A 15,317-nucleotide genomic window follows, 5' to 3' on the forward strand; every position below is an offset into this window, starting at 1 on the left:
ACCGCTGCGCGGATAACGGTCTCGCCCGGCGGATCCTCACCCGAGGATGTGAATGTTCCGTCGGGCCGATGACGTCGATGCCGCGGCCAATACGTAGCAGGACGCGTCAGGTGAGCTTTCTGCGACGTGGTCCGAGTGTGTCCAGTACGTCGGTGACGTCCGGCGCGAGCTGCGGTTTGGCGATGTAGTAGACCTTGGTCACCTCCTCGCTGGCGTGTCCGAGCTGGAGCGATGCTTCTTTGGTTTTGACGGCGCTGTCCAGCACCGTGGCTACTGTTTTACGGAAGATGTGCGGCGTGACCCAATCCAGTCCGACCCTGGTGCGGACCTCGCGCCACTGCCGGCCGACATTGTCGGGCGAGAGCCAGGTGTCGTTGCGGCTCTTGAAGACCGCGTCGATGCTGTGCTGACCATGGACCGGATGCTCACGGTCGTGGAAGCGCCGCCACAATACGTTGACTAAGAACTCTGGCGATCCCTCGTGTCGTCGGATGGGGCGGGCCCGGCGAGGCTGCGTCGTGTCTGGGGCGAGACGAATGGACCCATGCCGGCGACGCTGATCACGATTGGATGTGGACTGGGATCGTTGCCTCGGATGTCAGCGAGCAAGTACGCGTCGCGGTCGTCGCGGATGGCCATGCCGTGGACCCTGTTGACGGTCAAGTGGGCGAGTTGGGCGCTGCGCCCACTGGTCGTGCTGGTCTGATAAAGGCTGCCGCGCACGCCTTGGTCGTAGGCGGCGGTGATAATGGACTTGGCGTCCCTGGTGATCAGCGGCCGCGGGCCGGATTGCGGTGATTCGACCCAGGCGGAGCGGTCGACATGGTTTGACACGTCGAGATCGACCACGGCGGAGTGGCCGTCGGCCGCCAGGAAGAACCGCCGGCGTTCCAGCCAGGTGGCGTTCCATACGTTGGCTGAAAAGTCGATCTGATGGCGGTCCTCGGCACCAAGCCCGGCGCCGAGCCCGGTCAAGCTGACCAGGTTGTCGTACATCGTGCCGGTGTTGTCGAAAACCCATGCCGGGCCGTCCGGGCCGGACAACAGGCTGCTGTTGCCGGTGAAACCACCACCGATTACTTCCAGCTTTTCGGCCTGCCAGCGGACGACGGCGTTGTTGCACACCGTCAGTAGTGCGCCATCGGGTTCAACGATCGCTGTTCCCCGGCAGCCAGGCAGCGGCAAGGCCCATTGGGTGGTGCCGTGCCGGATATCAACCGCAACGATCCCGTCGCCGGTGGTGACGAGCAGGGTATGCCTGTCGGGGTGGATGCTCAGAGCCTCCGGCTCGGGCCATCCCGGACCGCCGATCAGGATCGCTCTGGCGCTCACTCCGCCGGCCATTTCCCGGATCAGCTGGTCCTGCACGGTTTCGTCAGGCGGGATGGTGAAGGCCGGAGGGGGACCGGGACGGCGTTGCAGGACCAGATCGGTCAGTGGGACATGGACCCCACCGTGCCGGGCGACGTTGGTGATCACTTCCTCGATGAGGTCTTCGGGTGGGAGGAGACCGGACAGGATGGCCTCGAAATGGGAGCGATCCAGCATGATGACGTCGGGCTGTTGACCGATCTGTGCTGTCTTGGCGGCGTGCCGGGTGTAGCCGGACATCGACAGAACGATGCCGCGGGTTCCCCGTAGCCGTTGCCGGACCCGACCGGCCAGTTTGACGATTGCGTCGCTCGATTGAGGCTTGGCCAGCCATTTCGCCTCGAGCAGATACCGGGTCGGCCCGATGCGGAAAGTTACGTCGATCTCGTCGACGCCATCCAGTCCACGTACCCCTACCTCGACGTCGTCAACGCCCCAGTGCCGCAGCAGATCGGCGACCAGCGTGTTGAACTGCTGGCCACGGCGATGCTCAGCGCCGCGCGCAGCGTTCGCCAGTTGGCCATAGCGGGCTATGAGCGCGTGGAGGCCCAAGGTCCACTCTCGACTGGCCGAGTACCTGACCATTCAGCTCGCCACCCTCCGCCTGCTTCTGCAACTTCCGTGGGGCAGCATGCCACGTTAATCGGCATCCGCTATGTAACGGGCCGGGACCTCTGCAACCCGGGTCGGGACGATTACTCGGGTATGGGTTTCTCCGGGCATGAGGATCGCTACTGGCTGGATCAGGCGGCCTTCCATCGCGCTGAACGGCTCGTGGCGGCGTCTTGCAAAGGTGCTCTGCGCTCCGAATTAGTGCTACGGCACTTGATGAAGCGACAAGACCGACGGTCACACGCAGGGGTGACGTAGGGGGTGGTCGCAGTGTGGTCGCCGTCTGATCGGGCACGCAGAGAACGACAGACACCAACCTGAACTGGGAGGCCGTCATGAGGCCGAATCCGCATCGGGGCCGGGTCTACCGTCGCTGCGCCTGCCGAGGCGCCGACGGCAAGCAGCTCGGCGCCCGCTGCCCGAAGCTCACCAACGCCCGTCACGGCACCTGGACCTACGCCGTTGATCTACGCACCCTCGACCGCCGCAAGACCATGCGCCGCGGCGGCTTCGCGACCAAGACCGAAGCCTCCGCCGCACTGACCAACGTGCTGCAGTGCGAGCGGGCCGGCGTCAGCATCGACGACACCGAGACGGTCGCCGACTACCTGCAGCGCTGGTTCGAGGCGAAGGCGCCGACCCGCAAACCGAACACGGTCAACCGCTACCGCGCCTACCTGGACAACGATCTCATCCCCGCGTTCGGCGCGATCCGCCTCGAGAACCTCAACCACCAGCACGTCGCCCAGTTCATCCGCCGCGAGCTCGACGCCGGGCGCGGCCTGGTGACCCTGCGCCGGTGCATCACCACCCTGTCGACCGCGCTCAACGACGCCCGGCGGGCACACCGCCTCGAGCACAACGCCGCCCGCTACGCGCAGATCCCCCGACGGCCCCGCAAGGACCTCACCTGCTGGAGCACCGCCGAGGCCAGCGCCTTCCTGCGCCACTGTCACACGCCTTCGCGCGGCGCATCGCTAGCTTCGACAAGACTGCCGTCGCGCAAACCAAGCAACTCGTCGATGTAGCCTCCCTGCCGCCGGACGCCGAATTCGCCCCAGGCCTGCAAGCCTTTTTCGAAACGGCAGGGCGCCCGGTGGCAATGCCGCTCATCCGCAGCCTCTTCGAGCGGGGCCTGCAGCAGGCAGACGGCGTTGAAATTGACCTAGGGCACCAGGTCGGTATCGCTCTGGACTGAACCGTCATCGGCACGCCGGTGCGGGTCACCGCGACGCGACCAGATCCTCGGCCGGGTCCTTCTGCCGCGACGATACCGACGATCGGCGCTGCCCGGCTGCTTGCTGCGGGCATATAGCCAGCCGCCGCGAGCTCGTCCGCAGAGACCTGCGCACAGGCGTGATGTCCGAACGGCGCCGGCGCAACCGAAGCTGGAACCAGTGATACCAGCCCAATGAGATGACAAAACCCAAGCTGACGAGTCGGTAGTAAACCACGGCTCCGATCGCCGCGGGGGCCGCCGTCCCGGTCGCGAGCAGACCCAGTATCAGTGCACCATCGATGACGCCGAGCCCACCCGGAACGATGGTCACCGAGCCGGCCGACATCGCAGCACAGAACGCCAGCAGAACTGCGGTAGGGGCAGGCGGCTGATCGCCGGTGACGTAAAAACACAACCACAGCGCCGCCGCGTCGAGGAGCCAGTTGAGGACCGCCAAGGCGCCCGCTACGAGCCCGTCAATGGGCTGTGGCCGTACATCACGCAGCTGGGCCAAGGCGCCGGAAACACCCATGCTCATTGGTGCCTCCGGCCGCCGGAGCACACGCTGGCCGATGGTGAGCAGTCGGCCTAGCAGCCGTTCGATGATCGCGGGATGGGCCGCCACATACCGCAGTCCGAAGGTAATCAGCGCCCCGACAACAAGGAACAGTACGAGCTGGCGCCAGTGAGCTGCCGACCTTGACGCCAGCGCGCTGCCGGTCGTCAAAGTAGCAAGAGCAATTGTCGAGAGCACACCGGAAAGGACGATCGTCAAGGATGCCACGGCAGGAGCGGCGCCGAACCGGCGCATCTCTTGATAACTGAGCCGCGTCGAGAAGGCCGCCCCGCCGGGCAGGGTTTCGTTGAGCGAGTGGGCCGCATAAACCAAGCGGGCATTCGCCCGATACGACGACCGGACCCCAGCCGATCGAAGCAACCGCTGCTGCATAAGAGCGTACGTTGCCATCGAGGCCATCTCGGCCACGAACACCGTGGCCAGCCAACCGAGGTTCGGCGTCGGCAGGTCCCGCAACGCCAGACCTAGTTCCGGCCAGTTGATCCGCAGTTCCACGACAACGAAACCGACCAAAGCGCCCAGTGCGACATGACGCGCCCAATGGCGCCGAGCTTTCCTGCCCGGCCCGGTGCTCAACATCTCCGCCTGACTCACCGTGGCACCCTGCCTTACATCGACGAAGACCAGGCACCCGCGCCCAGCGTCAGCTTTTCCAACCAGACCAACCCGATCAAGATCCTCCGCGGAGGCGGTATTCCAGTTGGCGGATGTGATCAGACACACCGATAGGCTGCCGGGGCAGCCTTTCCTGCACAACTAGATACCCAAATTGGCGGCCCTGAACTAACTTGGCAACGGCGTGAACTTTTTCAGTGAATGAACGACACATCCTCGTGGCCCGATGCTCGCCCGCGGGCGAAGGATTCTATGAGGTGGAATCTATCGGCCCTCGTCGGCTCGTTAGTCCGGGGCGTGAAACGCGGGGACGCGCCAGCAAGGTGCCGTCGAAGTCGTCCGGCGGAAGAAATGGGCGTCCGTCGTCGCAGGGGTAGGCGTCGAGACCCCGCTGCTGAGAAGGTCTGCCGTTCGCGATCGACTATTACCCCGTCCTTGGGGCATTGGCCTCGACCTGCATCGGGTCTGGCGTCTTGCGGCAGCCTTTGACCGCCGCGTACGCGCAGGCCGAGCGGGCGGCAAGGGCTAGCGCGCGCACCAGGACCGCTGCGGAGTCAAGGGCCTGGGCGGTAAGTTCAACGATCGCCGCCCCGACGGCCCCGCCCGGCGACCTGACGGAGCTGATCCACAATTGCGTCTCCGCGGCCATGTCGTTCGGCCAGGTCGTCGACTGTCGTCCAGGGAGCGACGAAACTGGGCCCGCGGGCGACGCCGAGCACCGCAGTCGCCACGATCAGGGGCACAGCCGAGGTGAGACTCGCTGTCGCGACCAGCGACCGCTAAACGGCATCTATGGCCCTCTCAGGTTCTTTCATGAGGCCGGCTGCGGTGGCCTGCAGGAGCCGCGAGAGTCGCGGCTCGAAGTCGAGAGCGGCATGGGCCCAGCGCGGTTCCTGAGCGTACAACGCGGCCAGGGTCTCGGTGGGATGCGATATCTGCCAAAGGTGGGCCGCCATAGCCAGGGCCGCTGTGATGAGCGCCTCGGCCTGCGAGGTCGTAAGGCGACTGTTAGCCGTAATTGCTTCGACGATGGCGTCGTACGCTGCGAATGAGTTCCGCTTGTACTTTCGCGCGCGATCGATGTCGACGTCGCCCTCCAAGCTCAGCGGCACATGTGTGAGCAGGTCGCAGAACAACGGCAAAGAGGCCAGCGAGGAGCTCATCGTTGAGGCGATCTGCGCGGGCGTCCGCTCAGGCGCGCCGCGAAGCAGGTCGACGAGCACGTCACGCCATTGATTCCAGCCGCGCTCGGCCAACTCGAGCAGAAGCTCCTCCTTGCTGGCGAAGTACCGCCGCACAGCTGAAGGATGCAGGCTGGCGACCTCGGTCACACCGGCGAGGGTCACGTGGCGGACTCCGCCATGGTCGGCGGCGATGGCGCGTGCGGCGTCCAGTAGATCTTCCGCCCTGCGTTGCTTAGCCTCCGCGGAGCGAGCGCGCTGATACATGCGGCAAGTGTAACGCATGCAACGTGCGTAATCCGCCATCCGGTGCTAGCGTGTGGATAACGCATTCGACATGCGTTAAGCGGGCTCCGGGCCCGACACCGATGAAGGAGACGTTGTGCAACAACTCAACCGGCAGTACATCGCGGGTCGCATCCAGCCGTCCCGCGGCAGCGACACGCAGGTGGTGACGAGTGCGCTGAGCGGCCGGCAGATCGCCGAAGGCGTCCTCGGCGACGCCACCGACGCCGAAGCCGCGGTGGAAGCGGCGCGGCTGGCACTACCCGCCTGGGCAGCCACTTCCTTGGACGAGCGCCGGGAATATCTGCAGAATCTGGCCGACGCGTTCGCAGCCCGCCGCGACGACATGATCTCTGCCCTCATTGAGGAGTTCGGGACGACCGCGGCGACGGCCGGCTACATCGTCGATCAGTCCCAATACTGGTTCGTCGATGCACAGAAATTGCTGACGGAGTCCGTTTTCACGCAACAGATCGGTCGGGCGACGGTGCGCAAGGTGCCGCTTGGCGTGTCCGTTCTGATCACTCCGTGGAACGGGGCCAGCTGGTTCATCGCCATGAAGGCGAGCGTCGCACTCGCAGCGGGATGCACCGTGGTTATCAAGCCTAGCGAGCGTGGCATGCTCCAGGCCCAGCCGGTTCTCGACGCCATCGCCGAGGCCGGCCTGCCGGCCGGCGTCATCAACGTTGTCTTTGGTAAGGGAGACCCGGTAGGTAATGTCCTGACCTCGCACCCGGACGTGGCGAAAGTGTCGATCACCGGCTCCACTGCAACCGGTAAGACGATCGCTCACAACGCGGTGGACACGATGAAGCGCGTCACGCTGGAGCTCGGTGGCAAGTCGCCGACAATCATTCTCGACGATGCTGACCTCGCCCGGGCGGTACCCTTCGCCGTTGGAGCCGGCCTGTTCAACAACGGCCAGGCCTGCATCGCTGGCACCCGAATCCTGGTGCCGCAGAGCCGAGAGGCCGAGATCAAAGCCGCTCTGGCTGAGGCCGTCGGCGCCCTGCGCGTCGGCGATCCGCGAGATCCGCAAACCGTCATCGGTCCGGTACTCGACCGCGCACAGTACGACCGGATCCAGCACTACATCCAGACAGGCATCGAGCAGGGCGGCGAAATCCTGGCCGGAGGTCTGGGGCACCCCGAAGGTCTCGAGGAGGGCAACTACGTCAAGCCCACACTGATCGCTACCAGCAACGACCGCACTGTCGCCCAGGAGGAGATCTTCGGGCCGGTGCTCGCCGTGCTGACTTATCGCGACGAGCAGGAGGCCATCGCGATAGCCAACGACACCCCCTACGGCCTGCACGCATATATCGCGGCCGGCGACCTCGATCGGGCGACACGCGTCGCACAGCGCCTGCAGGCCGGGCGGATCATGATCAATGAGGTCGTCGACGCGCCCGACGCACCCTTCGGCGGATTCAAGCAGTCCGGACTCGGCCGCGAGTTCGGCAGCTTCGGCATCGAGGCTTTCCTCGAGACCCAAGCCGTCTTCAGCTGAACGTCGGCCGGAAGGACTGTCATGACCGACAACGCAAGCATCCGCTACTTGCTGGACCGAATCGCAATCCAGGACGTTATCGCCACATATGGATTGGGCCAGGACCTTCACCAGGGCCAGGACGAGGACCAGACTTTGATGACCCAATGGTCGCAGGTATTTTCCCCCGACGCCGTCATCGACGCCTCCGAAGTGGGCCAGAGCGCAGCCATCACCCTCGCCGACTACGTCGACTTCATGCGCGGCCGTGATCGCAAGGGCACGGAGGGACTGGGCAAGCTGTTCAGTCGCTGGCAGCACCGCGAAGGCCACGCCGTTGTCACCCTCTACGGCGATCGAGCGACGGCCGTCTCGCCGTTCCTGCACCTGCACGAGACACGAGACGGCCAGGCCAACGTCATCCACACCGGCCTGTGGCACGACCAGCTGCGGAGGCGACCCGAAGGCTGGCGAATCGTTCATCGACGGTTGAGCAACGGCTTCTTCAACACTCTCGCCCGCATCGAGGACCCCAGCGGACTTCTCGAACGCTGACACCGCCAACGCCTGGGGCGCGCTTTCCAAGCGCCCCGGGCGTTGGCGGTTCCCGCCGAAGTCTCCAGCTGCGCCTGTGCTTCCAGCCCCCCGCCGCTCCGGAGCCTCGGTTAGGGCGAACGCCTCCAGCAGCTCGAACCCGAGGGTCTCGACGTTCACCCCGATCACCCGGAGCCTTGCGCAGATGTTTCTTGGCCGCCGGCCCGGCCGCAACACGGGAGGTAGTTACGTGGAATGGCAGTCCAGATTCTTCCAGGAATCGCAGCGCCTTGCCCGACACGCCAGTGCCCGGCACGGCCACGGCCAATGTGACTGGATAAGGCATTCCAGCGAGTACGTGACGTAGAGCATTACCAGCGCAAGACCCGAGCAACGGGATGGAAATGCTGTCAGGCGAAGGGTTCGAGGCGAGCCAGTGCAGGTCGATGCCCTTGCCGCCGATGCACAACGTGGCGTGGCCGAAGACAACAGACCGTTGCCACTGCCCTGCGCGCCGATGCAACGCGAGCCCGGCACGTCCATGGATCCTCTTTTGCGCCCGCGTCGGTACCCTCGTCATGCCTTCCTGGGCAAGGGGCTAGCTGCTGAAGACGCTCTGGCCGCGGCCTTTCTCAGCCACGCCGGCTTCGGCACAGCAACCACCCGAACGTCCCGCACCGTGGCGGGCGGCTCAGCGCATCTTCAGTACATAGGAACGCTCTCTCAGTGACCCACGACTCATGATAACGCAACTCAATTGCGCTATCATCAAGATAACGCACTTGGATTGCGCTAAATAAGGAGACCTCATGCTTGCCGCCGTGGTGACCCGGTTCGGAAACCCGGACGTCTTCGCTCTGACCGACCTGCCGGACCCACAGCCCGGCCCGGGTCAGATCTCAATCAATGTCAGCCACGCCGCCGTCGGCCTCATCGACGCCTACGTCCGCCAAGGCCTCTACAGCGAGCGGCCGGGTCTGCCGCAACCGCCGTATGTGCCGGGCCTGGAGGTCACTGGAACCGTCCGAGCAATCGGCGAGGGCGTCACCGGCCTGCGCGTCGGAGAACCGGTTTTGACACTGTCCGGTACCGGCGCGGAGGGCGGGTATGCCTCGATCGAGGTCGTCGACGCAGCCATGGCGGTGAGCTTGGACGGTTCCCATATCGACCCCGCGCTCGCTGTGGCGGCCGTCCCCAACGCGGCCACCGCCTACCTCGCTCTGACTGAGGTCGCCCACCTGCGCAAGAACGAACGAGTGCTGGTGCACGGCGCCATCGGCGGCCTCGCCTCCGCGTTCCCCGGCATGGCACGGCTGCTCGGCGCCAGCGAGGTCGTGGGCACTGTTCTCACCGCCGACCTGGACGCCGCACGCGCCTCCGGGCTGCCGTACGACGAGATACTGGCCTCCGGCGACGACCTCGGCGCGGCGCGGTTCGACGTTGTCGTCGACCCTGTCGGCGGCGACGTGCGAACGGCGTCGCTGACAGCGATGGCCCCGATGGGCCGGATGCTACTGGTCGGCAACGCCAGTGGCGACTGGACGCACACCGTCAACACCAGTCAGCTCTGGGGCGGAAATCTGGCGCTGTTGGGGTTCGCGGCCGGGTTCTTCCTGCCCGCACACCCAGAACTCGCCGGAACCGCTGGAGCAGCCGCATTGGAGGCAGCCAAGCGTGGTCTGCTTCCGCTGAACGTCACCACCCTGCCGTTGTCCCAGGCCGCCGAGGCTCACCGGCGGCTGGAGGCCGGATCGGTGCGAGGCCGCATCGTGCTGACCGTCTAACTCTGCCGGGTCCAGGCACGGCGGAGTGCTGACGGCCGCGGGGCGCCGCTCTCAACGGCGAAGCCGAAGGTGTCGGCCGCGAGACGGAGCCCCGCGGCGGTGGGAGTCGTCACGTCAGTTGGCGTCCGCTCACCGAGTGCCAATGGGCACCGCGGACGCGATCCGGGCGTCCCGGACGCCTGCGGAGAGGGGTGGTGGTCCGGCAACAGCGCGTCGGCCAAAGGGGCTCCGCCGACCTGAATGGGTCTGGTCCGCAGTCCGCGCTACGGTCGAGGCTCGCAGCGGCGACCGCCTGTGCGAGTTTCCGGGACGGTCAAGTTGACGGCGCAGGCGCCGACGTGGAGCTCCCACCCTTGACCCGCTCAGGACAGGGGTATCGAGGTCAGCCGGATCGTTGACGTGCACGGTTGGCCGTCACGCCGTTCAGCCATAACGAGTGGCCCTCGGTTGCTGGGGAAGTGTCGGTAGAACGTCGCCAGAGCCACTCAGTTGCGCTTGGCGATGACCGGTCGCCGCCCATTGAAGGTCTGCCTCGCTTTGACGTTTGACCGCCGCCCTCAGTGTCGGGTGCGGCGCCAAGGGCGAGGCGCAGGGCGTCATGGGCCGATGTTCATGTGCCGCCGAACCGGCGCGTCAACGAGTCGCCGGTCGTCACTGGAATGCCAGTGCGACCCCACAGAAATGACAGCGGTTCAGGCCGTCAGCGCTCCTACGCTCGGGACCGCGGGGAAGGACTCCGCGTAAACCTAGGAGAGCCCTGTGACCTTGAAATTGGGCGTCAATCTGCCGCAGACGCAACCGTACGACTACGCCCATGACGTCATCACGTTCGCCCGCTGCGCCGAGGAGATCGGCTACGACAGTTTGTGGGCTCTCGAACGCCTGCTCAAGCCGATGGACACGAGCGGGGTACATGGGTTGTACGGCGTACCGGATCTGGGATGGCCGGAGCAGTACGGAAGCGTTGCGGATCCGCTGATCGTGCTTGCCATGGCAGCGGCCGTGACTGAGCGCATCCAGATTGGGACGGGTGTATTGGTCCCACCTCTGCACCTTCCGGTCCGGCTCGCCAAGGCTCTCGCCGCCTTGGACGCCGGCAGTGGTGGGCGGCTGATCGCGGGGCTGGGTGTCGGCTGGTCGATCGACGAGTTCGCCGCCACGGCGCCGCGCCCGTTCGCCGAGCGGGGTGCGGCCCTCGAGGAGTTCCTGGATGTCGCCTCGGCCGTTTGGGGCCCCGACCCGGTCACCATCGACACCGATCGGTTCTCGGTCGCGCCGGCGCAAATCAATCCCAAACCGGGTCGCCGGATCCCGGTGTATCTCGGCGGGAACAGCCGGCCCGCGCTGCGGCGCGTCGCCCGCCGGGCTGACGGCTGGCTGCCGAGCGCCATAGCTCCGTCGGCGGTCCGCAACGGCCTCGAACAAATCCGGCAGACGGCAGCCGAGCACGGTCGCGAGCCCGAGTCGATCAGCTGCGTTTTTCAGATTGCGTACGGAAGTACCGCGGAGGTTCCGACCCTCGGCCGGCAGCCGTACACCGGCAGCGTCCGTCAACTCGTCGAGGACATCGCCGCCCTAGCCGAGGCGGGAGTACACCACGTCTACGTCTCGCTACCGTACGCCACAACCGATCTCAAGTCGTTGATCGGCGCCGCCGAAGAGCTCCACGAGGCTGTACGCGGCGCGGGTCTGTAGCTGCCGTTAACAAGCGAAGGTCGGCGATCGATCTCGGTGAGCGACCGAACCACCGGAAGCTCGGGCCAGCGGTAGCAGCGGTCGGGAACCCGGCGGAGCGCGCAACTACGGCCGACTTCGGCTGGTCGATCGGCCTCCAATCGCACCGTGCGGCCTACCTTCCGGTCGGCACCGTCGTGCAGCCTTCCATCGCGTGAGCGACGAAGCGCCCGCAAACTCCGAGAGAACACCGTTTCGGCAGCAGCTCAGCACAGCGAGAGACAACGGTTAGCCGTCCAGGCCCACGATTCTCCTCGACGGAGCGGTCCACGGCTCATATTCGGCAAGGCCCTGATGTTCTTACTCATTGGCGCGGAGTTGCGACGCGGCTCGACCGCGCGAGTCACGCATTAGATGTGTGTATTCCGGTGCCGGCCACGACTGGCATCGCACTGACGACCTAATGTACAGCCGAGGCACACCGCGCGCAGGAACCGACATACCCGAAGAACGTGGCTGGCCGGTAAGAATCCGCCGCGCATGGCCGCAAACTCTTTGGCAGCGGTGTCCACCGCAGCTTTGTCTTCGACGGAGGAACGATGGCGAGCACTTACGATGACCTGACAGCCCTGTTCATCAACTGCACCCTCAAACGGTCACCGGAGGTCAGCAACACGCAGGGACTGATCGATCTGAGCAGCGCCATCATGCGCAAACAGGGCGTCCGCGTAGACCACCTCCGAGCCGCGGACCATGACATCGCCACCGGTGTCTGGCCCGATATGACGGAGCACGGCGCCCTGACCGATGAGTGGCCAACGCTGTATCCGAGGGTGCTCGACGCCGACATCCTCGTCATCGCGGGTCCGATCTGGCTGGGCGACAATTCGTCGGTCACTAAGCGGGTCATCGAGCGGCTGTACGGCAACTCGCACTTACTTAACGATGCTGGCCAGTACGCTTACTATGGACGCGTTGGGGGTTGCCTTATCACCGGCAACGAAGACGGCGTGAAGCATTGCTCATCCAACGTCCTCTACAGTTTGCAGCACCTTGGTTACGTGATTCCGCCTCAGGCGGACGCCGGCTGGATCGGCGCCATCGGTCCCGGGCCGTCGTATCTCGACCCCGGTTCCGGCGGACCGGAGAACGATTTCACCAATCGGAATCTGACGTTCATGACATGGAACCTGTTGCACCTGGCTCGGCTGCTGAAGGACAACGGGGGCATTCCCGCGTACGGCAATCAGCGCGCCGCGTGGGACGGTGGAGCGCGGTTCGATCTACCTAACCCCGAGTATCGCTGACCGGCACCAGAGGGCCAAGAACCCGCTCAGTCTGGTCACCGGTGCCCGGAATGCTGAGGACGGGTAGCAGGCTGGCCGCCTTCAGCCTGCTACCCGGCACCTACACCCAGCCGGTTAGCAATCGTGACCGGTACGGATACCGCGCGTGCGCGACACCAATGTGAAGTCGTCCACGAGGGCCGCTAAGGAGAAAAAGGGATGAATTACCCGAAGATGATTGCGTCAGTCAACCAGATGGAGCCTGTGCCTCGGCGGATCCGAGCCATGCTGGCAGGTCGTATCGTGGTCGACACCACTCGCGCGGTCTACCTCTGGGAGTGGCCGAACTATCCGCAGTACTACATTCCGGTCGACGACGTCGGCGAGGAATTTTTGGTCGACGAGAACCACGAGCAGCGCCTCAGCCGCGGTTTGGCACGCCGGTTTGGCCTGCGTGTCGGCGTGACCGAGCGGCCCCGGGCGGCACGGCTCTACACCGCAGACTCGATCACCGGGCTCGAGGGCCTGATGCGTTTCGAGTGGGATGCGCTCGACACCTGGCTCGAGGAGGACGAGGAGGTCTTCGTCCACCCGCGCAATCCCTACACCCGAGTGGACGCGGTCCGTTCGACCCGCCATGTGCGCATTGAACTCGACGACGTTGTGCTGGCCGAGTCCCACTCCCCCGTGCTGCTGTTCGAGACCGGTCTGCCGACCCGTTACTACCTGAACCGCAGCGAGGTCAACTTCGACGCGCTGCAGCACAGTGCCACAGTGACGCCCTGCCCATACAAGGGCCGCACTAGCCTCCCTCTTTCGTTAAGCCGCTGGTTCATCAGTGCTGATCAATTTTGGTGGCGTTTGGTGAGGTGAGTGCGGTTTCGGGCGTGGTGAGGGCCCGGCGCGGGGCCGGGTTCCTCCGGGGTGTTTCGTCGGGATTAGGGGCGCGGGTCAGCCGGCTGGCCGGGGTAGTGCGTTGAGCCGGCCGAATGCGGTTACGAGGGTGTCGGTCCAGGGCCAGTGTTCGGCGATGGCCAGGCGGGTCCGGCGGGCGGTGCGGGTGATCCGGGCAGCGACGTGCAGCAGCCGGTAACGCAGTTTCTTGGGCTCGGCCTTGGCGAGGTCGCCGTCCAGGAGCAGGGTTTGGGTCCAGGCGAGCAGGTCGATGCCGGTCAGCGCGAGGTGCAGCCAGGCCTGGTTGATCGCGAACACCCGGGACGGGAACCGGCCGAAGCCGGTGTCCTTTCCACATCGGATGCGATCTTCGACCCTGGCGTGTGCCCGATGGCGGGCTTCCAGGTACTGGATCGATCCGCCGCCGGGTGGGGTGTCGGTGGCGATCACCTGGTGCCGCCAGCCCTCGATGGTGTCGAACAGGGTGAGCTGGGCGCCGGGATGCGGGCGTTCCCGGCGGACGATGAACCGGGTGCCCTCAGGCCAACCGTCGGTGGCGACCATGCCGGTGATCTCGCAGATCTCGGCGTGCTCACGCAGGTCACCGTCGACATCGACGGCACCGATCCAGTCGGTGGCGGCTCGGATGGCCTCGCGGACGGGTTCGGTGATCGCGACGCCGACGGAGAAGCGGATGTCCAGGTGCTGCCGGTCGCGTAAGGCCCGGATGTGGGCCAGGACGCCGTGGCTGGAACCGGCCGAATCGGAGCGCAGCAGGATAGGCGTGCCGTGCCGATGGGCGTCGGGGATCTGCGCGAGGGCTTGGTCGAGGACGGTGATGTGATCGATGGTGGTGTTCGACCCGGCCCGGCCTTCGCGCAACATGCCGGCCAGGGCTTCGCCGGTGTTGTCCAGGAAGCAGAACAACGGGTGGTAGCCGAACGTCTTCTTCCAGGTCGAGGTCGCGGATTCCTTCTCGGAGTGGCACAGCACGATCGAGGCGTCCACGTCCAGGACCAGGCCGGGCACGTCCTGTCCGGCCACCGTCGGGGCCGGCAGATCGCCGCGGGTCTCGGCGTGCTGGGCCCAGGCGATCTCGCGGGCCGCGGCTCGGGCCGCGCGCAACGCGGCCAGGGCTGTCTCGTCAAGGCCGGCGAGCAGCCGCCACGCGGTCGGATCGGAGGCCACCGGCCCGAACAATTCGCTCTGGTCACGCAGCACGGCCAGATCGGCGATGGCCTCGCCGCCGTCGGCGAGCATCACCGCCAGATCCACCGCGATCCGGCCCGGGTCGTGTCCGCCCTGCCGCTGCCGCAACCCGGCCAGAGCCTGGCTGAACGCGCTGGTCAGGCCAGTCGCATCGGCGAGATCGGCCAGCAGCCGGGCCCCGGCGTGACCGACCACGCCCCGCCCGCCACCGGTGACCACGATCTTCGGACGTGTTGCGGTAGCCTTCACCCTGCAAGTGCCTTCCGTGACGGGTTGAACAGGACTCTCGACAAGCCCTATTTTCCCTGATCAGAAGGCACTTCTGCGTTTCCAGCCCAATCCGTGGACAGCCCTTAACGAAGGGCCGAGGCTAGTGATTACTGGTCGGTGCGCACATCAACCGGTGTTCACCCGGACCTCGCATGGTCGTATTCATTCCCGACTGCCAGTGTTCAGGCAATCGCAGGGCTGGTGTCCTTCTATAACGAAAAGGTCGATACCTACCTCGACGGACAACTGCTTGAGCGTCCGAAGACCCACTTCGTCAATTAGGCACGCGCCATGCCAACCTCTGGAACTGGGCCGCC

12 protein-coding genes and 1 pseudogene are annotated in these 15,317 nt (G+C 65.7%); 8 read left to right on the top strand and 5 right to left on the bottom strand.

The window, feature by feature from the left end; translation table 11 throughout:
• Positions 1-106: 106 nt before the first annotated feature.
• Both Ato02nite_RS23815 and Ato02nite_RS23820 read right to left on the bottom strand, forming a co-directional pair.
• Positions 107-451, bottom strand: coding sequence for a tyrosine-type recombinase/integrase (locus Ato02nite_RS23815; RefSeq protein ID WP_307853939.1), 345 nt, complete (start codon positions 449-451; stop codon positions 107-109).
• An 8-nt stretch (positions 452-459) separates the two neighbouring features.
• Positions 460-1,956 (bottom strand): restriction endonuclease, encoded by a 1,497-nt coding sequence (locus tag Ato02nite_RS23820; protein ID WP_213008819.1) that lies wholly within the window; start codon positions 1,954-1,956, stop codon positions 460-462.
• Positions 1,957-2,318: 362 nt separating this feature from the next.
• On the opposite strand from Ato02nite_RS23820, the gene Ato02nite_RS23825 reads away from it, so the two are divergent.
• On the top strand, positions 2,319-3,011 hold the full coding sequence (locus Ato02nite_RS23825) for an N-terminal phage integrase SAM-like domain-containing protein (RefSeq protein ID WP_213008820.1): 693 nt from the start codon (positions 2,319-2,321) through the stop codon (positions 3,009-3,011).
• Positions 3,012-3,206: 195 nt separating this feature from the next.
• On the opposite strand, the gene Ato02nite_RS23830 is transcribed toward Ato02nite_RS23825, so the two are convergent.
• Positions 3,207-4,373, bottom strand: a complete 1,167-nt coding sequence (locus tag Ato02nite_RS23830) for a lysylphosphatidylglycerol synthase transmembrane domain-containing protein (RefSeq protein ID WP_213008821.1) — start codon at positions 4,371-4,373, stop codon at positions 3,207-3,209.
• 800 nt (positions 4,374-5,173) lie between these two features.
• Positions 5,174-5,842: a TetR family transcriptional regulator gene (locus Ato02nite_RS23835; protein WP_213008822.1), complete on the bottom strand. Its 669-nt coding sequence runs from the start codon at positions 5,840-5,842 to the stop codon at positions 5,174-5,176.
• Between the two features lie 115 nt (positions 5,843-5,957).
• Here Ato02nite_RS23835 and Ato02nite_RS23840 point away from each other — a divergent pair, with 115 nt between their 5' ends.
• The 6 genes from Ato02nite_RS23840 (at position 5,958) to Ato02nite_RS23865 (ending at position 13,500) form a co-directional block, all read left to right on the top strand.
• Entirely contained in the window at positions 5,958-7,370 is a 1,413-nt protein-coding gene (locus Ato02nite_RS23840; RefSeq protein WP_213008823.1) for an aldehyde dehydrogenase family protein, read from the top strand.
• 21 nt (positions 7,371-7,391) lie between these two features.
• On the top strand, positions 7,392-7,904 hold the full coding sequence (locus tag Ato02nite_RS23845; RefSeq protein WP_213008824.1) for a nuclear transport factor 2 family protein: 513 nt from the start codon (positions 7,392-7,394) through the stop codon (positions 7,902-7,904).
• Positions 7,905-8,692: 788 nt separating this feature from the next.
• Positions 8,693-9,667 carry a quinone oxidoreductase family protein gene (locus Ato02nite_RS23850; protein ID WP_213008825.1) on the top strand — a complete coding sequence of 325 codons (975 nt, stop codon included), beginning with the start codon at positions 8,693-8,695 and terminating at the stop codon, positions 9,665-9,667.
• Between the two features lie 759 nt (positions 9,668-10,426).
• On the top strand, positions 10,427-11,362 hold the full coding sequence (locus tag Ato02nite_RS23855; protein ID WP_246607351.1) for a TIGR03619 family F420-dependent LLM class oxidoreductase: 936 nt from the start codon (positions 10,427-10,429) through the stop codon (positions 11,360-11,362).
• 578 nt (positions 11,363-11,940) lie between these two features.
• Positions 11,941-12,648 (top strand): flavodoxin family protein, encoded by a 708-nt coding sequence (locus Ato02nite_RS23860; protein ID WP_213008827.1) that lies wholly within the window; start codon positions 11,941-11,943, stop codon positions 12,646-12,648.
• Between the two features lie 198 nt (positions 12,649-12,846).
• A complete protein-coding gene (locus tag Ato02nite_RS23865) occupies positions 12,847-13,500 on the top strand; it encodes a DUF427 domain-containing protein (protein ID WP_213008828.1) in 654 nt (217 codons plus the stop codon).
• A 78-nt stretch (positions 13,501-13,578) separates the two neighbouring features.
• Here the strand turns inward: Ato02nite_RS23865 and Ato02nite_RS23870 are convergent, their stop codons facing one another.
• Positions 13,579-14,979: an IS1380 family transposase gene (locus Ato02nite_RS23870; protein ID WP_438873066.1), complete on the bottom strand. Its 1,401-nt coding sequence runs from the start codon at positions 14,977-14,979 to the stop codon at positions 13,579-13,581.
• Positions 14,980-15,114: 135 nt separating this feature from the next.
• On the opposite strand from Ato02nite_RS23870, the pseudogene Ato02nite_RS52850 reads away from it, so the two are divergent.
• Positions 15,115-15,282 (top strand): annotated as a pseudogene (locus tag Ato02nite_RS52850) (DUF427 domain-containing protein); the annotation flags it as partial.
• Positions 15,283-15,317: the final 35 nt, after the last annotated feature.

Origin of the sequence: Paractinoplanes toevensis (assembly GCF_018332695.1) — a bacterium.
Taxonomy (GTDB): Bacteria; Actinomycetota; Actinomycetes; order Mycobacteriales; family Micromonosporaceae; genus Actinoplanes; species Actinoplanes toevensis.